Origin of the sequence: Collinsella sp. CLA-JM-H32 (assembly GCF_040098165.1) — a bacterium.
Classification (GTDB): Bacteria; Actinomycetota; Coriobacteriia; order Coriobacteriales; family Coriobacteriaceae; genus Collinsella.
In genome coordinates this window covers 70,246-89,526 of the sequence record NZ_JBBNMZ010000007.1, presented here as the reverse complement: position 1 = coordinate 89,526, position 19,281 = coordinate 70,246, and the positions used below count along the sequence as shown (strand labels likewise).

The 19,281-nt window shown below is 59.5% G+C and carries 12 protein-coding genes and 1 tRNA gene; 7 read left to right on the top strand and 6 right to left on the bottom strand.

Annotation, left to right across the window (positions count from 1 at the left end; all coding sequences use genetic code 11):
* Window positions 1–494: 494 nt before the first annotated feature.
* From AAA021_RS05760 to AAA021_RS05750, 3 genes are all read right to left on the bottom strand, one after another.
* A tRNA-Ala gene (locus AAA021_RS05760) sits at window positions 495–567 on the bottom strand.
* A 108-nt stretch (window positions 568–675) separates the two neighbouring features.
* The gene (locus AAA021_RS05755) at window positions 676–1,317 is read right to left on the bottom strand and encodes a thiamine diphosphokinase (RefSeq protein ID WP_349088377.1); all 642 of its coding nucleotides are present in this window, start codon (window positions 1,315–1,317) and stop codon (window positions 676–678) included.
* A 9-nt stretch (window positions 1,318–1,326) separates the two neighbouring features.
* On the bottom strand, window positions 1,327–2,016 hold the full coding sequence (locus AAA021_RS05750; protein WP_349088376.1) for an HAD family phosphatase: 690 nt from the start codon (window positions 2,014–2,016) through the stop codon (window positions 1,327–1,329).
* A 331-nt stretch (window positions 2,017–2,347) separates the two neighbouring features.
* Here AAA021_RS05750 and glgB point away from each other — a divergent pair, with 331 nt between their 5' ends.
* The 7 genes from glgB to AAA021_RS05715 all read left to right on the top strand — a co-directional run bounded on the left by glgB (window position 2,348) and on the right by AAA021_RS05715 (window position 15,939).
* Entirely contained in the window at window positions 2,348–4,627 is a 2,280-nt protein-coding gene (gene glgB / locus AAA021_RS05745; protein ID WP_349088375.1) for a 1,4-alpha-glucan branching protein GlgB, read from the top strand.
* A gap of 94 nt (window positions 4,628–4,721) precedes the next feature.
* Window positions 4,722–7,148, top strand: coding sequence for a glycogen/starch/alpha-glucan phosphorylase (locus tag AAA021_RS05740; RefSeq protein WP_349088374.1), 2,427 nt, complete (start codon window positions 4,722–4,724; stop codon window positions 7,146–7,148).
* A gap of 108 nt (window positions 7,149–7,256) precedes the next feature.
* Window positions 7,257–8,405 carry a glucose-1-phosphate adenylyltransferase gene (locus AAA021_RS05735; protein WP_118080613.1) on the top strand — a complete coding sequence of 383 codons (1,149 nt, stop codon included), beginning with the start codon at window positions 7,257–7,259 and terminating at the stop codon, window positions 8,403–8,405.
* Between the two features lie 4 nt (window positions 8,406–8,409).
* On the top strand, window positions 8,410–9,537 hold the full coding sequence (gene glgD, locus AAA021_RS05730) for a glucose-1-phosphate adenylyltransferase subunit GlgD (protein WP_138112505.1): 1,128 nt from the start codon (window positions 8,410–8,412) through the stop codon (window positions 9,535–9,537).
* Window positions 9,538–9,627: 90 nt separating this feature from the next.
* A complete protein-coding gene (gene glgA, locus AAA021_RS05725; RefSeq protein ID WP_349088372.1) occupies window positions 9,628–11,886 on the top strand; it encodes a glycogen synthase GlgA in 2,259 nt (752 codons plus the stop codon).
* A 431-nt stretch (window positions 11,887–12,317) separates the two neighbouring features.
* Window positions 12,318–15,614 carry a 4-alpha-glucanotransferase gene (locus AAA021_RS05720; RefSeq protein ID WP_349088370.1) on the top strand — a complete coding sequence of 1,099 codons (3,297 nt, stop codon included), beginning with the start codon at window positions 12,318–12,320 and terminating at the stop codon, window positions 15,612–15,614.
* A gap of 88 nt (window positions 15,615–15,702) precedes the next feature.
* Window positions 15,703–15,939, top strand: a complete 237-nt coding sequence (locus tag AAA021_RS05715; protein ID WP_349088369.1) for an FmdB family zinc ribbon protein — start codon at window positions 15,703–15,705, stop codon at window positions 15,937–15,939.
* Window positions 15,940–16,100: 161 nt separating this feature from the next.
* On the opposite strand, the gene AAA021_RS05710 is transcribed toward AAA021_RS05715, so the two are convergent.
* The 3 genes from AAA021_RS05710 to def all read right to left on the bottom strand — a co-directional run bounded on the left by AAA021_RS05710 (window position 16,101) and on the right by def (window position 19,278).
* Window positions 16,101–17,501, bottom strand: a complete 1,401-nt coding sequence (locus AAA021_RS05710; protein WP_349088368.1) for a transcription antitermination factor NusB — start codon at window positions 17,499–17,501, stop codon at window positions 16,101–16,103.
* Window positions 17,498–18,418 (bottom strand): methionyl-tRNA formyltransferase, encoded by a 921-nt coding sequence (fmt, locus tag AAA021_RS05705; protein WP_349088367.1) that lies wholly within the window; start codon window positions 18,416–18,418, stop codon window positions 17,498–17,500. The genes AAA021_RS05710 and fmt overlap by 4 nt, the downstream gene beginning before the upstream one ends.
* Window positions 18,419–18,741: 323 nt before the next feature.
* Entirely contained in the window at window positions 18,742–19,278 is a 537-nt protein-coding gene (gene def / locus AAA021_RS05700) for a peptide deformylase (RefSeq protein WP_349088366.1), read from the bottom strand.
* Window positions 19,279–19,281: the final 3 nt, after the last annotated feature.

The following is a 19,281-nucleotide window of genomic DNA, read 5'->3' as shown; positions in this document are numbered from 1 at the left end:
CTTGCACATAGACAAGAACAAAGTCATTCGATGCGATACGTATGACGACGCTATTGGAGCTCGTGGTTTTTCTGGCACCGCCGTTACGGCCGGATGCTGATCGACCCTGTACTTAGCAGCTTGCTGGAGCCGTGAGCACAGTTGAACCCATGTAACGTTAGGTATCCTAGCACAAGGCGGCTGGAAACCGATTTAGGACGTGCACGACAACATATCGTTCATTAGCAGTGCTTAAGGGCGTTATATTGCAAACTTGTTCACATTAACGCAGGTTTATGCGTGTGCGGCTGTTGGCATGCACCGCCCAAGCCGCAACGCTGACGGCGTGAAATGCAAAAAGGAATTGAGTTGGGCTAACAAACTATGTACAGAAGTGGGAAGTAAGTTGCGCAACTTTTTGCGGTGCGGGTGTTGGTGTGGCGTCACTTTGGTTTGCGTGCTGGTTGCATATGAAAAAAGCCTTCGGTTTCCCGAAGGCTTTGCATTCACGAAGGTGGAGACGAGGGGAATCGAACCCCTGACCTCTTGACTGCCAGTCAAGCGCTCTCCCAGCTGAGCTACGCCCCCATGACGTGGAGATACTATAGGGGAAGATTCTTGGTAGTGCAAGAAGTTTTTTGCAATTGATTCTCGCACTTACGGGTTTTTCTAATCGCCCACCGTCCTGATAGAACCCTAATGCAGCAAATAACCGATTGCGACGCCTTGGTGGACTTGAATCTTGGCCGTTTTCCGGACGACATTAGAGATGCCGGTGTCGGCTAACAGGCCCAGGGGGCTATGATCTAGCTCCCACTCTAGGCCGTGTTCGCTTACTACCGTTCCAGGGGCTATGGCGATGATGGAGAACGTTTTGCCTTCGGAGCCCTCGATGGTCCACGACTCGCCTGCGTGAAGTATGCGGGCGACCACCCTGTCCTCGGCGATCCAGATGGGGGCATCCTCGTAGCCTGCGAGCAACCCCAGCACGGAAAGTGCCATATCCGGGCGGCCGCCGGTGGCGCAGGTCGCAACCACTTCGGCATCCGGCCAGCGACGGCGGACGGAATCGAGCGCCAACGCCAGATCGGTATAGTCCTTATACGGGTCATGGCGTTCAACTTCAAAGGCTTCGGCAGCATCGACCAACGCGCGCCCGGCGTCGCTCACCGTGTCGGCATCTCCCACATATACGTCGCAGTCTAGCTCCGCACCCATAAGAGCGTCGAGCCCGCGGTCCACGGCGACAACGTGGTCACACTCCCCCGCCAGTTGACGCAGCAGATCCGCGCTCGCCACAACGGGCGAGCCGCAGACCACTAATACCTTACAAGCCATGACCCTCGCCTATCCCTCAAACGAAAGCACGCGGGCTAGGTCCAGGTCCTCATAGCTATCGATAAAGATATCGCAGTTGGCGCGCACGTCGTCGCGCTTCATGCGGCCGTGCGGATCATAAATACCTACACGCTTAAAGCCGGCGACCCCTGAGCTCTTAAGGCCAAAGACCGCGTCCTCAAACACCCAAGCGCGCTCAAACCTGCACCCGTGGCGCTCCTCCAAGCGGCGCAGCGCCAGCTCGTACACATCGGGGAACTGCTTGGAGCGTCCCGCCTCGCCCGTCGTGGTAACAAACTCCATGTAGTCATCGAGCCCGGCGCCCGCAAGCGCAGACGTAACCAGCTCGGCCGGCGTGGAAGTGGCAACGCACATGGCAATACCGGCCTCCTTCGCCTGCTTCAAAAATGTAAGCAAGCCCTCGCGCGGTGGCACCTTGGAGTAGCCATCGATCAGAATGTCGCTCAGCTCGCGGTAGAGCTCTTCGCCATTTTCGCCAATGCCCCAGATGTCGTGGTAGGCCTGGCACTCGTCCTCGAGCGACAAATGCTCAAACTGGGCAAAATCGTCGACCGTCACGTCAATGCCGTGGCGGTGCAATAACTCGGGCTGGGCATAGGCCCAAACGGGGGTGCTATTAACCAGCGTGCCGTCGCAATCGAAAATAAAAGCAACACTTGGGGCAGCGATGTGGTTCATAAACGAGCCTTTCGATGTCAAATGGTAAACAACCTGCTAAAAACGTTTTACCAAACGTCAACCTAACAATCTAGAAACGCTAATTGGTAAAACTGTCAAGAGTTTTACCACGGCAATTCTGCAAGTGGTATAAACATAGCGCTTACCGATTAAACGCCACCGCAAATCCTCTTTCGTTCATAAAAGTAACGTACAGGTGCTATCTTAATTTGTGCCGAAAGTTTCACCGAGCACGCGAGGTGGAACGAATCACTGAAACTTTGCCGTCCCATCGATTCGTGCAGCCTTGGACCTTTCGCATTTAGTCACCAAGGCAATACGCTGCCGCGTCATGATGGGATCAAACGTGAGCGATACAAAGCTAAAGCCAGCAACCAAAAAGCCTGCTACCCGTAAAGCCGCCCCGCATGCACCGGAGCTCACCAAGGACGATGTCTACCTGTTTGGCATCGGTACGTGGGAGCGCAGCTGGGAAAAGATGGGCGCACATCCCGACACGCAGCAGCGCACGCGCGGCTGGCGTTTTTGCGTTTGGGCGCCCGACGTTAAGAGCGTCCACGTTATCGGTGAATTCAACAATTGGGATGAACAAGCCAACCCGCTGGTGCCCGTGCATACGAGCGCCATTTGGGAAGGCTTTATTCCTGGCGCAGAGCAAGGTCAGCTCTATAAATACCTCATCGAGACCAACGAGGGCGAAAAGCTCTACAAGGCCGACCCGTATGCCTTTAAGGCCGAGTGCCCTCCGGGTACCGCCAGCGTGCTGTGGACCCTGGATGGCTACAAGTGGAACGACGCCGCGTGGCTCAAGCGCCGCGCCGGCCACAACCACATGTCGCAGCCGCTCAACATCTACGAGGTGCATATTGGCTCGTGGAAGCGCCACGGTGACGCGCCACAGGGCGAGCCGGACGAGTACGGTAACTACCCCGGCCCCATGGATCCCTTCCCCGCGCAGCGCGGCGAGTTCTACACCTATGACGACCTGTCGGTGGAGCTCGTGGACTACGTGCGCGACATGGGCTACACGCATATCGAGGTCATGCCGCTTATGGAGCATCCCTTCGATGGCTCCTGGGGCTACCAGACAACCGGCTACTTTGCCGCCACATCGCGCTACGGCAACCCACAGCAGCTCATGCACTTTATCGATGCGTGCCATGAGGCGGGCATCGGCGTGATCATGGACTGGGTGCCCGGCGGTTTTTGTGCCGACTCCCACGGCCTTGCCACCTTTAACGGCCACATGCTGTTTGAGCACGAGATTCACCCCAACTGGGGCACGCACAAGTTTGACTTCGCCCGCGGCGAGGTCCGCTCCTTCCTGGTCTCCAACGTGCTGTATTGGATCGAAAACTTCCACGTGGACGGCATTCGCATGGACGGCGTGTCTAGTATGCTGTACCTCAACTTTGGCATCGACGATCCGGGGCAAAAGAAGTTCAACAAGTACGGTACTGAGGAGGACCTGGACGCCAGCGCGTTTATCCGCCAGGTCAACTGCGCCGTGGAGGCGCACTACCCCGACGTGATGATGATGGCCGAGGAGTCCACCGCGTGGCCGCTCGTGACCTATCCGCCGCAGGACGGCGGCCTGGGCTTCCACTACAAGTGGGACATGGGCTGGATGAACGACACCCTGCACTACATGCAGACCGATTTTCCGTGGCGCCCCGGCAACCACGGGCTGCTCACGTTCTCCATCATGTACGCCTTTACCGAGAACTTTATTTGCCCGCTGAGCCACGACGAGGTCGTGCATGGCAAGTGCTCGCTCATCGGCCGCATGCCGGGCGACTGGTGGCGCCAGTTTGCCGGTCTGCGCACGCTGGCTTTCTACCAGATGACGCACCCCGGTGCCAAGCTCAACTTTATGGGCAACGAGATCGGCCAGTTTATTGAGTGGCGCTACTACGAGTCCATCCAGTGGTTCCTGACCGAGCAGTACGAGACCCATGCACATCATCAGGCGTTTATCAAGGCGCTCAACCACCTGTACACCGCCGAGCCCGCCCTGTACGAGCGCGGCTACACCGACGACGGCTTTACCTGGATCGACGCGGACAACTCCAAGCAGTCCATCGTGAGCTTTGTGCGCCAGGGCGAGGACGTCGACGACGACCTGGTGATCCTGATCAACTTTGATCCGGCGAGCTACGAGAGCTTCCGCGTGGGCGTGCCGCGCGAGGGCGACTGGGAGGTCATCTTTGACTCCGACCGTCCCGAGTTCGGTGGCAGCGGATTCGCCGGCGAGGAGCCCTACACCTGCTCGAGCGAGCCCTATCCCTGGAACGGGCAGATGGACTCCATCGAGATGAAGGTGCCCGGGCTGGCAGGCGTGGTGCTTAAGCGCCGCGGTCCCAGCAGCTACAAGCCGCCGGTGGTTGAGGCTCCCAAGGTTGCGCCCAAGAAGCGCACGTCCACGGTAAAGCCCAAGCCTGCGGCCGCTAAAAAGGCTCCGGCCAAGGCGAAGGCCACGACCGCCAAGGCCAAGACTAAGGCTGCCGCAAAGCCCACTGCTAAGGCTACCGCAACCAAGAAGCCGGCTGCAAAAAAGGCCGCTACCAAGGCTAAGTCTGCTTCTGTTAAGACGTCTGCCAAGGATGCGTAACAAAGCCGTTATAGCTGTAATTACCCGCCTCGCCGAGGCGTAGGATACAAGTCATAACCGTTCCGGGAGAAACATCCCCGGGGGAAAGGAACGTATGAATAAGATCTTCGACAACAAGCAGGAGTTTACCGAGCTCTATCGCGATGCCGTCATGAGCATCAGCGGCAAGAGCGTCGAGGCCGCCAGCGACCTCGACCGCTTTAACGCCCTGGCCAAGCTCGTGGCCGAGAAGGCGCGCACCGTTGCCACCAAGAGCGACGCCCGCGCCACCGCCGAGGGCAAGAAGCGCGTGTACTACTTCTCGATCGAGTTTTTGATTGGCCGCCTGCTCGACAACTACCTGCTCAACTTTGGCGTGCGCGACATGGTCGCCGAGGCGCTCGACGACATGGGCTTCGACCTTTCCGTCATCGAGAACCAGGAGCCCGATCCGGCTCTGGGCAACGGTGGCCTGGGCCGTCTGGCCGCATGCTTCCTGGATTCCATGGCAGCCGAGGGCATTGCCGGCTACGGCAACGGCATGCGCTACCGCTACGGCCTGTTTAAGCAGGAGATCGTCAACGGCAGCCAGGTCGAGGCCACCGACGAGTGGCTAACCCACGGCTATCCCTGGGAGGTCCGCCGTCAGGACAAGGCCGTGACCATTAAGTTTGGTGGCCACGTCGAGGGCTTTGAGGAGAACGGCCGCACGTTCTACCGCACGGTGGACACGCAGGACATCCTGGCCGTTCCTTATGATATCCCCGTGGTGGGCTATGCCGGCGAAACCGTCAACAAGCTGCGCGTCTGGGCCGCCGAGCCGGTCGAGGAGCACTTTGACCTTGAGGCCTTCAACCGCGGCGACTACGCCCTGGCCGACGCCGAGCGCGCCGAGGCCGAGGCCATCAGCGCCATCCTCTACCCCAACGACGCCGGCGAGCACGGCCGTCTGTTGCGTCTGAAGCAGGAGTACCTGTTTGTCTCGGCCGGCATCTACAGCCTGCTCGACACCTTTGAGAAGGAGCACGGCGAGAACTGGGAGCTGCTGCCGCAGTTTGTTGCCATCCATACCAACGACACCCACCCCGCCATGTGCGGCCCCGAGCTCATGCGTATCCTCATCGACGAGAAGAAGCTCGAGTGGGATGACGCCTGGAACATCGTGACGCAGGTCGTGAGCTACACCAACCACACCATCCTGCCCGAGGCTCTGGAGAAGTGGCCCATCGGTACGTTCTCCAAGCTCCTCCCCCGCGTGTACCAGATCATCGACGAGATCAGCCGTCGTTGGCACGAGTCCTTCGACACCACGCAGGAGGGCTGGCAGGAGCGTCTGCGCCAGACCGCCATCCTGTGGGACGGCGAGATTCGTATGGCCAACCTGTCTGTGATCTGCAGCCATAGCGTCAACGGCGTGGCCAAGATCCACTCCGACATCATCAAGAACATCGTGCTCAAGGACTTCTATGCCCTCACGCCCGAGAAGTTCAACAACAAGACCAACGGCATCTCGCACCGTCGCTTCTTTGCCGAGGCCAACCCCACCTACGCCAAGCTCGTCACCGATGCCATTGGCGACGGCTGGCTCAAGGACGCCTTTGAGCTGGAGAAGCTTAAGGAGTTCCAGAACGACACCGAGTTCCTGAAGGCCGTGGGTGCCTCCAAGCGCGCCAACAAGGAGCGCCTGGCCGCCTACGTCAAGGCCGAGACCGGTCTGGTCATTGACCCCAACACCGTCTTCGATGTTCAGGTTAAGCGCTTCCATGCCTACAAGCGTCAGCTCATGAACATCATGAAGGTGATGGACATCTACAACCGTCGCATCGCCGATCCCAACTTCCACGTGACGCCGACGACCTTCATCTTTAGCGGCAAGGCTGCCTCGAGCTACACCTTTGCCAAGGAGACCATCCGCCTCATTAACTCCGTTGCCGAGGTTATCAACAACGATGCGCGCGTCAACGAGGTCATGAAGGTCTGCTTTATCCCCAACTTCCGCGTGAGCAACGCCCAGCTCATCTACCCCGCCGCCGAGATCTCGGAGCAGATTTCCACGGCCGGAAAGGAGGCCTCGGGCACGTCCAACATGAAGCTCATGATGAACGGCGCCATTACGCTGGGCACCCTCGACGGCGCCAACATCGAGATCGCCGACCTGGCCGGCCGCGAGAACGAGGCCATCTTTGGCCTGACCGCTCCCGAGGTCGAGCAGCTTTGGGCATCCAACAGCTACTTTGCGTGGGATACGCTCAACAACGATCGCGAGCGTCTGGGCCGCGTGATGGACGAGCTCAAGGACAACACCTTTGCGGGTCTTTCGGGCAACTTCGAGAGCATCTACAACGAGCTCATGAACAACAACGACCCCGATCTGGTCATGGCCGATTTCCGCAGCTACGTCGACGCCTGGGAGGCGCTCACGAACAGCTACGGCGACCAGGAGACCTGGAACCGCAAGGCGCTGCTCAACACCGCCTCCTCCGGCTGGTTCTCGAGCGACCGCACCATTCGCGAGTATCGCGACGAGATCTGGCACGCGTAAAGGCGCGCGAGCTCCCTTATGCCAGCACGGCATTACTCGACGGGCGCAACGTTGCGCTGCGCCCGTCGCTAATGGGTTTAAGAACATCGATGACAGAAGGAGAAATCGATGAGTAAGAAAGAATGCATCGCGATGCTCCTCGCAGGAGGACAGGGCAGCCGATTGGGGGCACTCACCCAAAAGATCGCTAAACCGGCGGTTAGCTTTGGTGGCAAGTTCCGCATTATCGACTTTTCGCTGTCCAACTGCTCCAACTCGGGCATCGACACGGTGGGCGTTCTGACGCAGTACCGTCCCTACCTGCTGCATGCCTATGTGGGCTCCGGCGAGGCCTGGGATCTGGACAGCCGTGACGGCGGCGTGTCGATCCTGCCGCCGTACGAGACGCAGACCGGTGGCGCCTGGTATGCGGGCACGGCCGACGCCATTACGCAGAACCTCGACTACATCAAGGCCAACGACCCCAAGTACGTCCTGATTCTTTCGGGCGATCACCTGTATCGCATGGACTACCGCAAGATGCTCAAGACGCACATTGAGAACAACGCAGACCTCACGGTGAGCGTTATGCCCGTGCCGTGGGAGGAGGCCAGCCGCTTTGGCATCCTGACCACCGACCCCGAGGACGGCCGCATCACCAAGTTCACCGAGAAGCCCGATAAGCCCGATTCGAACCTCGCGTCCATGGGCATCTACATCTTCTCGGCCGACGTGCTGATCGAGGCGCTCGAGGAGGACGCTCTGGACCAGCGCTCGAGCCACGACTTTGGCAAGGACATCATCCCCAAGCTGCTCGGCGAGGGCAAGCGCCTGTACAGCTACGAGTTCCACGGCTTTTGGAAGGACGTCGGCACCATCGCCAGCTTCCACGAGACCTCGATGGACCTGCTGGGCAACAACCCCGAGTTCGATCTGTTTGACAAGCACTTCCCCATCATGTCCAACATCACCACGCGTCCGCCGCACTACATTGGCCCGGACGGCCGCTTGGACGACTGCCTGGTCTCCAACGGCTGCAAGATCTACGGCACCGCTCGCCACTCGATCATTTCGACCGATGTCATCATCGAGGAGCGCGCCGTGGTCGAGGACTCCGTGCTGCTGCCGGGTGCGCACGTTAAGAGCGGCGCGCACATCTGCCGCGCCATTTTGGGCGAGAACTCCACGGTCGAAGAGGGCGTGAAGCTCGGCTCTGTCGATACCACCAAGGATACGGCCGTCGTTGGAAATGACGTCGTTATCGGGAAGGGGGAATGATCCGATGATCAATCGCAAGGCCATCGGTTATATCACCGCTAACTACTCTTCGACCTACGGCAGCGTGCTGCTCAAGGACCGCCCCATCGCGTCCGTTCCGTTTTTGGGCCGCTACCGCCTGATCGACTTCCCGCTGTCCAACATGATGAATGCCGGCATTAAGACCGTCGGCGTCGTCATGCCGGGCAACTATCGCTCGCTGATCGACCACGTGGGCTCGGGCAAGGACTGGGGCCTGGACCGCAAGAAGGGCGGCCTGTTCATGGTGCCCGGCAACGCGTATGGCACCACCAAGGGCGGCATGCGCTTCCTGCTGCGCGACATCATCTCCAACAAGACGCTGTTCCAGCGCTCGGACAAGCCCTATGTCGTGATGATGGGCACCAACATCATCTTTAACATGGACCTCAACACCATCATCGACGCGCACGAGAACTCCGGTGCCCAGATGACCGTGGTGTACTGCAAGGCCACGCATAACGTCGATGACGAGACCAAACTCGAGATTAACGAGAACGGCCGCCTGACGGGCGTGAGCGCCGGCGTCGTGTACGGCGACAACGCCTCTATGGACTGCTGCATCGTCAACCGCGAGACGCTGCTCGAGATCATCGACCACTACCAGGCCGCCGACTATCTGGACCTGCTCGAGGCACTCCAGGGCGACTTTGGCAACATCGACGTGTGCAGCTACGAGTATAAGGGCGAGGTCGTGGGCGTGTTTAGCGAGAAGTCGCTGTATCGCCGCAGCATGGACCTGCTCGACCAGACCGTGGCCGACCAGCTCTTCGATCCTGAGCGCCCGATCCTGACCAAGGCTCACGACGTGCCGCCTTCGCGCTATGCGACCGGCAGCCACGCGTGCAACTCGATCATCTCGGCCGGCTGCATCATCAAGGGCACCGTGCGCAATTCGATCCTGTCGCGCGGCGTTGTGGTCGAGGAGGGCGCTTCGGTGACCAACTCGATCATCAACCAGAGCTGCATCATCAAGAGCGGCGCCCGAGTTGAGAATGCCATTCTGGACAAGAACAACGTGGTTCCCACCAACACCGAGCTTCGCGGTACGCCCGAGAACATCCTGGTGCTGGGCAAGGCTCCGTTAACTTCCGACACCACCATCGTACGTTAACGTTGGCACCGCAACATCGCTCGTAAACTGCAGAATAGCCGCCCGGTTAGCGCCAGGCGGCTATTCTCGAATTGCAACATGGGAGACAATATGGCTGATTCCAGCAAAAAGATGCAGATCGTGTTTGCCTCGGCCGAGTGCGCACCGTTTGTTAAGACCGGTGGCCTGGGTGACGTGGCGGGCTCGCTACCTGCGGCGCTTGTGCGCGCCGGCGCCGAAGTCATCGTGATGGTGCCCAAATACGCCACCATCAAGGACGAGTACAAGTCCCAGATGGAGCACTTCTCCGATTTTTACGTGAGCCTGGGCTGGCGCAACGAGTACTGCGGTCTCGAGAAGCTCGAGCACGACGGCGTCACCTATATGTTCATCGACAACGAGCGCTACTTTGCGCGCGACTATCCGTACGGCTTCTTTGACGACGGCGAGCGCTTTGCGTTCTTCTCCAAGGCCATCACCGAGAGCCTGCAGCACCTGCCGGCAGGCTTTGAGTGCGACATCCTGCACTGCAACGACTGGCAGACGGCGCTGGCGCCCGTGTTTTTACGCGAGTTCTACCAGGGCCTGCCACTGTACGACCGTGTGAAGACCGTATTCTCGATCCACAATGTGGCGTTCCAGGGCCAGTTTAGCGACACCGTGATGGAGGACATCCTGGGTGTGGCGCATATTCCGGCGGCCGCCTCGCAGCTGCGTTGCGACGCCTGCAGCGTCAACTACATGCTGGGCGCGCTGCGCTATGCCGACGCCATCACCACGGTGAGCCCTACCTATGCCAACGAGATCCAGACGCCCGAATTTGGTGAAGGCCTGGACGGCGTTCTGCGCGAGCGTTCGTACGCGCTGCAGGGCATTTTGAATGGCATCGACGTCGCGGTCTTTGACCCGGCGACCGATAAGCGCATTGCCGCCAACTACACGGTTGATGACCGTTCCGGCAAGGCCGTGTGCAAGGCTAAGCTTCAGGAAGAGCTGGGGCTCGAGGTTCGCGACGACCGCCCGCTCATGGTGATGGTCACGCGTCTGACACGCCAGAAGGGCATGGACCTGGTCATGTACGCGCTCGACCGCATCCTGGCCGGCGGCGTGCAGGTGGCGGTGCTGGGCACCGGCGACCGCGACTACGAGGACGGCCTGCGATATTTCCAGGACAAGTATCCCGGCACCATGGCCGCACGCATCGAGTTCGATCCGGCGCTGTCGCAGCGCATGTATGCTGCTGCCGACATGTTCCTGATGCCTTCGAAGTTTGAGCCCTGCGGCCTGTCGCAGATCATCGCCATGCGCTACGGTACCCTGCCCATCGTGCGTGAGACCGGCGGCCTGAAGGACACCGTGATCCCGTACAACGAGTTTACCGGCGAGGGTACGGGATTCTCGTTTAGCAACTTTAACGGCGATGAGATGGGCGATGCCGTATTCCGCGCGGCGCGTCTGTTCTGGGATAACCGCGAAGCCTGGAACCAGCTGGTCACGCAGGCCATGAGCCAGGACTTTAGCTGGACGCGTTCGGCCGACAAGTATCTGGACCTGTACTTCTTTATGCATCCGGAGATTGAGAGGCCGGCGGCTGTGGAGGCTGCAGCAGCTGTCGAGGAGCCGGTTGCTGCTGAGGAGCCCAAGGCCGAGGAGAAGCCGATTGAGGCTGAGCCCGCAAAGGCCGAGCCTGAGGTGAAGGCTGAGGTTGCTCCTGAGGCAGAGGTCGAGGTCAAGCCCGCTGCAAAGCCCGCAGCTAAGAAGACCACGACCCGCAAGATGACCGCTAAGAAGGCTACGACGACCAAGGCTGCTGCCACCAAGACCGCCGCAGCAAAGACGACTGCTGCCAAGGCAACGACCACGCGCAAGCGCGCGACCGCCGCTGCCAAGAAGGCCGCCGAAGCCGAGTCTGCTCCCGAGGTAAAGACCGAGGTCGCTGAGGCTAAGCCTGCGGCAAAGGCACCGGCCAAGACAACTGCCAAGAAGTCGACGGCGTCCAAGACCACGACCGCCAAGAAGACAACGGCAGCCAAGAAGACCACGGCAACGAAGTCGACGACCACGAAGGCAGCCGCAAAGCCAGCCGTCAAGGTCGAGGAGACGACCGCCGAGTCCAAGGCGGAGGCAACCGTCGAGGCCAAGCCCGCCGCCAAGACCACCACGCGAAAGCGCACGACGACGGCCAAGAAGACCACGGCAAAGACCACGACTCCCAAGGCAGAGACTAAGCCCGCTGCTGCCAAAGAGGAGCTCAAGGCCGAGGTAAAGACCAAGCCGACGCCGAAGGCCGCTGAGGTCAAGACCGCTCCAAAGGCTCCGACCAAGAAGACGTCCGTCCGCAAGGCAACGGCCACCCGCAAGCGCCGCTAGTCCGGGCGATTAAAACTAAATCCTCAACGCAAAAGAGGGCGCCCCAATAAGGCGCCCTCTTCTTGGTTGAACTTATGCATTAAATAGAGGACCGGTTTACTACGACAAAATGGCTCCGGCCGACCACAGCGAGTAATCTAAAAAATTGGCAACGCTTCTACCTGCGGTTTTAATATTACCAAAATGACCGTGGTTAAGATCATTCAATTCGTCGTAGTAAACCGAAGTACTTTTGTTTGGCTAAAAATAGTATCAGTCTAGGCTATTTCGGATATCGCGATAATTTGGATGGTAAAACGATTTTCTAGGACAACCGTTCGCCGATGGTAAACGGATGTTGTTTATACAGCCTGTGTACAACAGATATACTTATATCCTGTGCGTAAAGCCCATGGCCAGCAGGCCATGATTCAATTGAACTGGACCGTACTATGAGATTGATACACAACAGCCGTCTGCCGCAGTTTCGCACTCCGTTTGGCGCTGTGACCACAGGAACTACCCTTTCGCTCTCCGTGATTCTGGAGGATGCCGATCCCGCGCAGGCAACGCTTACGCTGCGCACCTGGGTCGATGAGATAGGTGAGTCTCGGTATCCCATGACGCACGAGGGCGACGGCATATTTACCGCCGAGCTGGAGTGTACCGAGCCCTGTCTTATCTGGTACAGCTTTATCTGCAATATCGAAGGCCAGCCCGAGGTTCGCCTGGGCGCGCCACAGGGCCGCACCGGCGGAGAAGGCGTAACCTACGACTACGCCGAGGTACCGTCATTCCAGGTCACCGTCTACAAACACCGTGAGAACCGTCCCACCTGGTACGAGCGCGGTATGGTCTACCAGATCTTCCCCGATCGCTATGCCCGCGACGAGCACTGGCGCGAGCGCACGCTGGCCGAGGTCGAAAAACCGCGTAAGGGCATTCAGCGCCGCATGGTCGAGGACTGGAACGAGCCGCCTGTGTACGAGCGCGCCGAGGACGGCTCCATCAAGACCTGGGACTTCTACGGCGGCTCGCTCAAGGGTATCCAGAATGACCTGCCTCGCATCGCCGAACTGGGCTTTACAGCCATCTACCTCAACCCCATTTTTGAAGCCGCGAGCAACCACCGCTACGACACCGCCGATTACACCAAGATCGATCCGATTCTGGGCACCGAGCAGGACTTTACTGAGCTGTGCGAGGCGGCCGAGAAGCTGGGCATTTCCATCATTCTGGACGGTGTGTTCAACCACACGGGCGACGATTCGATCTACTTTAACCGCTACGGCAACTATCCCGGTGTCGGCGCGTGGCAGAGCGAGGACTCTCCGTGGCGTGATGCGTTTTATTTCCACGAGGACGGCTCGTACGACTGCTGGTGGGGCGTGGGCAATATGCCCGCCATCAATGAGAGCTCCGAACTGGTACGCGAGCGGATTCTGGGCAAGGACGGTATCATCCGCAAATGGCTGCGCGCCGGTGCCCATGGCTGGCGCCTCGATGTGGCCGACGAGCTTTCCGATGACTTCCTGACCGAGATCAAAAAGGCCGTGCTCGCCGAGAAGCCCGACGCGCTGCTGCTCGGCGAGGTCTGGGAAGATGCCTCCAACAAGATCAGCTACGGCCATCTGCGTCGCTATCTACAAGGCTCCGAGCTCGACTCGGCCATGGATTACCCCTTCCGCGACATGGTCATTGGATTTTTGATGGGCTACAAAAATGCCTACCAGGCAGCCGAGGATATCGAGACCCTACGCGAGAACTATCCGCGTGAGGCCCTGTCTTGCGCGCTCAACCTGCTGTCGAGCCACGACCGTCCGCGCATCATCTCGGTGCTCGGCGGCGGCCCCGACGAGTCGCAGCTGCCCGAGTGCGAGCGCAGCAAATGGCGCCTGGACGAGAACGCGATGGGCCTGGCCAAGAGCCGTTTTTGGCTCGCGACGCTCATGCAGATGACGTTCCCCGGTGTGCCTTCGATTTACTATGGCGACGAGTACGGCCTTGAGGGCCTGACCGATCCGGGTAATCGCCGCACCTTGCCGACCAAGGAAGACCTGCACGACTTCGATACGTTCGCAATCGTCAAGAACGCATCTGCTGTGCGCCGCGCGCTGCCGTTTATGATCGACGGTGAAATCAAGGCCTTTGCGCTCAATGACGAGGTGCTGGCCTACAACCGTACCGGTAAAGACGGCGAGTCCGCGACCGTCATCATCAACCGCAGCCTGCGCAACTCGCATCGTGTGACGATTCCGGCGCTCGACGAATGCGCAAGTGACGTGATCAGCGGTCATGAGTGCGAGATCCACAACGGCACGGTCACGCTCGACCTGTACCCGCTCGGTTCGTCGATCATCTATCACCACGCCGAGCAGCGCCTGCAGGAGCCGCTCGATCACGGTGCGGGTGTTGTATGCCATATCACATCAGTGCCGACCGACGACGGCGAGCCCGGTACGATCGGCGCGCCCACGCGTCGTTTTATCGACCATCTGGCCGCCATGGGCATGCGCTACTGGCAGGTTCTCCCCGTCAACCCCACGGACTTCTTCCGCTCCCCTTACGCCGGTCCTTCGGCCTTTGCAGGCAATATCGACCTGCTGCCCGAAAGCCACGAGGAGCTGGCAGCCGACTTTGAGACCTGGAAGGCCCGCGGAGGCGAGGATGCCGATCCGCTGTACACCGCGTTTAAACATCGCAATGCCGATTGGCTCGAGAAGTACTGCGTCTACATGGCCGTCAAAAAGTACTTTGAGGGCGAGTCTCGCCACAATTGGCCGGCAGATGTCGCTCGCTACAACGAGCATCTAATCGACGACAAGCGCTTCCACAACGAGGCCGAGCTTCAGGCGTACATGCAGTACCGCTTTGACCTCGCTTGGTGTGAGCTCATGAACTATGCGCACAAGAAGGGCATCGAGGTCATCGGCGATATTCCTATGTACGTGTCCGACGATTCGGCAGACGCGTGGAGCGAACCCGAGAACTTCTGGCTGTCCGATACCGGCAAGGCGATTGAGATTTCCGGCGCGCCGCCCGACAACTTTGCGCCCGAGGGCCAGATGTGGGGCAACCCGACGTTCCGCTGGGACCACATGAAGCAGAACGGCTATAGTTGGTGGATGGATCGCCTGCGCCGCGCGTTCTCGCTCTACGACCGCGTGCGTCTGGATCACTTCCTGGGATTCCACAGCTATTACAGCATTCCCGCGGGCAAGGCATGCGCCGACGGCCGCTGGCTGGCGGGCCCGGGCAAGGACCTGTTCCAGACCGCCTATGACGAACTGGGTCCGCTCAACTTTATCGCTGAGGACTTGGGCTATCTGACGCCCGGTGTTCGTGCCATGGCATCGACCTGCGGTTTCCCCGGCATGGACGTGCTGGAGTTTAGCGACTACGACGTTCGTTGCGGTGTGCATCCCACGCCCGGCAAGATTCTGTACACCTCGACGCACGATACGTCGACGCTGGCCGGTTGGTGCACCCGTACCTTTGCGGGCGGCGATGAACCGATCGGTGTTGAGGTGGCGGCCAAGCTGATGAGCGACGCGCTGGCAAGCGACGCTCCCCTGGTGATGATGCCACTGCAGGATGTCCTGGGGCTTAGCGACGACGCGCGCATGAACGTTCCGGGCGTGGCCACGGGCAACTGGACCTGGCAGGCTGACGAGGCGGACATTGCAGCCGCCGAGAACAAAACCGCACAGCTCCTGCGCAACAACCATAGATTCTGGGGTGAAGCGTGATAAAACCCCCGATATAGGGTACAGTTACAGACGTTTGAATTTATGCGGGCAGAGTAATCTGCCCGCTTTGTGCTGAAAAGGAAGTATTATGGCGCGCTACGAATACAAGTGCTCGAGCTGCGGCAACGTGTTTGAGGTTGAGCATCCCATGTCCGAGACTCCCGAGGTCGTGTGCCCCAGCTGCGGTGCCCCGGCGGCCAAGACGTTCTCGGCCAGCGGCATTAAATTTGAGGGCAGCGGTTTCTACAACACCGATCAACGAAGCGGCGGCTCCAGTACCAACGCCACCAGTGGCTGCTGCGCCAACTGCCCGCATAGCCACTAGGAACCAAGCAGCCCCGCGACCAAAACCGATCGCGGGGCTATTTCTTTGCTCTATGGGTAGTTAATTAAGCTACCCAGGTTTCCTTGTGAGTTGCGGTGAAATAAGGACTGTTTGGCGGGCAGAAGCGGCTTTTCAATCCCTATTTCACCGCAACTTAGTCGTTACTTGTGGACCAGTCTGGCGCAGAAGTGGCCGTCGTAGGAGTCGGCGTTTACCGGCACGCTTTGGAAGAGGCCTCGATCGTTCTGGCGTACGGATACGAGCTTCTTGGCCTGATCGAACTCGGGGAGTTGCAGAATCTGTGCATCGGAAAGCGGTGCCACGCTAAAGCCGGCACCCTCGGGAGAAGCAAGGAACGCGTCCACCACCTGCGTGTTCTCCTCGTCGAAGACGGAGCACGTCGCATAGATGAGCTCGCCGCCGGCAGCCACGCGCGCGGCGGCTTCCTTGAGCATCGACAGCTGCAGTTTGGGCAGCTCAACCGTCACATCCTTTTCGGTCAGACGCCACGGAATCTCGGGATGACGACGCATGGTGCCGGTGCCCGAGCACGGCGCATCGATAAAGACCGTGTCGAACTTAACCGGCTCGCCGAGCATGGCATCAAACGATGTGAGCACCTCATCAAGCTCGCAAGCATCGCCCGAGACCGTGCGAACACCCGTAATACCCGCCTTATGCAGGCGCGCGAGATTCTGATCACATTTACGATCATGCAGGTCAAGCGCCGTATGCTGACGTTCATAGCCCGCACGCTTGGCCTGACACATCATCACATAGGTCTTGGTGCCACGACCGGCACCAATCTCAAGGCAGCTTCCAGGGCGCGTGGCTGCCGTGGCGATAAGCTGCGCGTTGAGATCAGATGCCACCGCGGCAGCACGCTCAAACACACCCGAAGCAACGGTAACCTGGGCATCAACCGGGGCATGGCAGCCCGGGAAGACAGGCGCGACGAGCTGCGAGATATACGGATCAGGCTTGGTCGCAAAGGCGTTCTCATGCAGGGCCAGTGGCGCGGGGGCCAGATTGCCGGCAAAGTTAAGCGCACCCTCTGGAGTGTCGAACGATGCCATAATGCGAGCGCACAGCCAACGCGGCAGTCCCATCAGGCGCGACAGACGAACCAGGCGTCGCTCAGACTCATCTACATCGGACGCCGTGGCAAAGTCCTCAACGTTGTCCGCGACCTTATGCAGCACGGCATTGGCCAAACCGGCGGCAGACTTAGCTCCGCTGCGCACCAGCTCAACGCCCTGACTCACCGCAACGCGACCAGGCGTATGCAGATAGAGCATCTCGAAGGCCGAGATACGAAGCGCCATGCGAACACGCGGCGCAACCTTTTTAGGCTTATCGAGAAATTGATCGAGCAGTTCGTCCAAAATACCCTGCGTGGCGGCCACACCAAGCGCCAAGCGAGCTGCAAAAGCGGAATCGCGCTGGTCAATAGCCTTGGCCGATGCGCGAGAGGACAGCACGTCGCGCGCATACATGCCGCGGCGATCGGCCTCCATCAGCACATCGAGCGCAAGCTTGCGCGCGGGAGACAGCTTGCTCATGACAAAACACCCCACGAAAGGTCGGCACCCTGCAGGCCGGCAGCCCAAGCAGAAGCGGCCATAGCACGCTTGCCATCGGGCTTAACCTCGAGCAACTCAACCGGGCCATCGGAAAGACCAAGGTAGACGCGCTTGGCTTGAACGGCAACAGCGCCCTCGCCAAGCGACACATCAGCCGACGCAGCATCGAGCACACGCACGGTCTTGCCGGCAATCACGCAACGAGCAGGCGCGGTATCGGACGAAGCGAGCACATGACGCACGCAATCGAGTGCAGCCATCTGCGGATCCAGACGCATCTCCAGCTTGGAAATCTTGGCAGCATGAGTGACGAGCGACTCATCCTGCTCAGTCCACACGGCGGTGCCATCGGCAAGCGAAGGAAGCGTATCGGCAAGCAGTTTGCCGCCAAGCTCACCAAGCTCCATGGTCAGCGCCTCAGCATGCTTACCGGCAACCGAGGTCGAGGCCTGCGCACAATAAGCACCAGTATCCACGCCATGTCCAATGCGCATAATGGAAACGCCAGCAACCTCATCACCAGCAAGAATGGCACGCTGAATAGGAGCAGCCCCACGCCAACGCGGCAGGAGCGAAGCATGAACATTCACAATACCAAGCGGAGCCATATGCAGCACCTCATCAGGCAAAATGCAGCCATAGGCAGCCACACAGAAAATATCGGCCTGGGCAGCCTGGAGCGCCTCAACGACCTCAGGCGTCATACGATTAGCCTCAACAACCGGCAACCCCAGCTCAAGCGCTTTAGCCTTAACAGGAGACGGCTCCAGCTTCTTACCACGCCCGCGAACAGCATCAGGACGAGTAACAACAAGCGCAATCTCATTGCCAGCCTCAACAAGCGAAGTAAGCGAAGGCACAGCAAAATAAGGCGTACCCATAAACACAATACGCATAAAAGTTAGTCTCCTCTCAATAACGAGCCGAGACGGCTACAAATAACAGCGGAAAGCCAAGTCACCAGCCCATCCGCAATAACAATTCAACAAGAACAAATATACCCAAAACCAAAGAAAGAGCCGCCATAAAAGCAGCTCTTTCAGCAAAGCAATTATCAGCGAAGACGCCCCTCCCTGGCCCAACGGCACCCGGGCGAGACAAGCAGCGTCAACGTAGTCCCCGGGGCACCCGCCTATATCATCCCGTGCTCAAACATTCTCGCTGCGCTGCGAAACTGCGCGCGGGACGATATAGGCGGGTGCCCCGGGGACGGACAAACCTACTCCGTCTCGCCCGGTCGAGCGCCGCGGGCCAGGGCGTCCTGGTACTCCTTGACCGCCTTGATCCGCTGCATCGGCTTCAGTCGCTCGAACATGGTATTGCCGTGCAGGTGATCGATCTCGTGCTGCAGGCACACGCAGAACAGATCGCCCGTGGCCTCATAGCGAATCAGGTTGGCATCCAGGTCATACGCCTCGACGACAACGTGATCGGGACGCTCGATCTCGCAGCTAATGCCAGGGATAGAAAGGCACCCCTCGCTAAACGGCGCCAGATGGTCGCTCTGCTCAACAATGACAGGGTTGATGAGCACGTACGGGTCATAGTCGTTCTTGTCGCTGTAATCGCAATCAATGGTTACGAGTTGAATGAGCTCACCGATCTGCGGGGCGGCCAGGCCGCAACCGCCGTTGTCGAACATCATCTTCTTCATCTTCTCGGCAAGCGCCTCGATCGCCGGGGTGATCTCCTCGATGACGGCGCACTCCTGGCGCAGACGAGGGTCGGGCGACAGTACGATTCCGTTGGCTTCCATGGC

Excerpts from the sequence above, each read along its gene's own strand:
- AAA021_RS05750 (WP_349088376.1), bottom strand. The coding sequence starts at position 2,016 with ATGAACCACATCGCTGCCCCAAGTGTTGCTTTTATTTTCGATTGCGAC.
- AAA021_RS05710 (WP_349088368.1), bottom strand. The coding sequence starts at position 17,501 with ATGAGCAAGCTGTCTCCCGCGCGCAAGCTTGCGCTCGATGTGCTGATG.
- def (WP_349088366.1), bottom strand. The coding sequence starts at position 19,278 with ATGGAAGCCAACGGAATCGTACTGTCGCCCGACCCTCGTCTGCGCCAG.
- glgA (WP_349088372.1), top strand. The coding sequence starts at position 9,628 with ATGGCTGATTCCAGCAAAAAGATGCAGATCGTGTTTGCCTCGGCCGAG.
- AAA021_RS05720 (WP_349088370.1), top strand. The coding sequence starts at position 12,318 with ATGAGATTGATACACAACAGCCGTCTGCCGCAGTTTCGCACTCCGTTT.
- AAA021_RS05715 (WP_349088369.1), top strand. The coding sequence starts at position 15,703 with ATGGCGCGCTACGAATACAAGTGCTCGAGCTGCGGCAACGTGTTTGAG.
- glgB (WP_349088375.1), top strand. The coding sequence starts at position 2,348 with ATGATGGGATCAAACGTGAGCGATACAAAGCTAAAGCCAGCAACCAAA.
- AAA021_RS05755 (WP_349088377.1), bottom strand. The coding sequence starts at position 1,317 with ATGGCTTGTAAGGTATTAGTGGTCTGCGGCTCGCCCGTTGTGGCGAGC.
- AAA021_RS05735 (WP_118080613.1), top strand. The coding sequence starts at position 7,257 with ATGAGTAAGAAAGAATGCATCGCGATGCTCCTCGCAGGAGGACAGGGC.
- fmt (WP_349088367.1), bottom strand. The coding sequence starts at position 18,418 with ATGCGTATTGTGTTTATGGGTACGCCTTATTTTGCTGTGCCTTCGCTT.
- AAA021_RS05740 (WP_349088374.1), top strand. The coding sequence starts at position 4,722 with ATGAATAAGATCTTCGACAACAAGCAGGAGTTTACCGAGCTCTATCGC.
- glgD (WP_138112505.1), top strand. The coding sequence starts at position 8,410 with ATGATCAATCGCAAGGCCATCGGTTATATCACCGCTAACTACTCTTCG.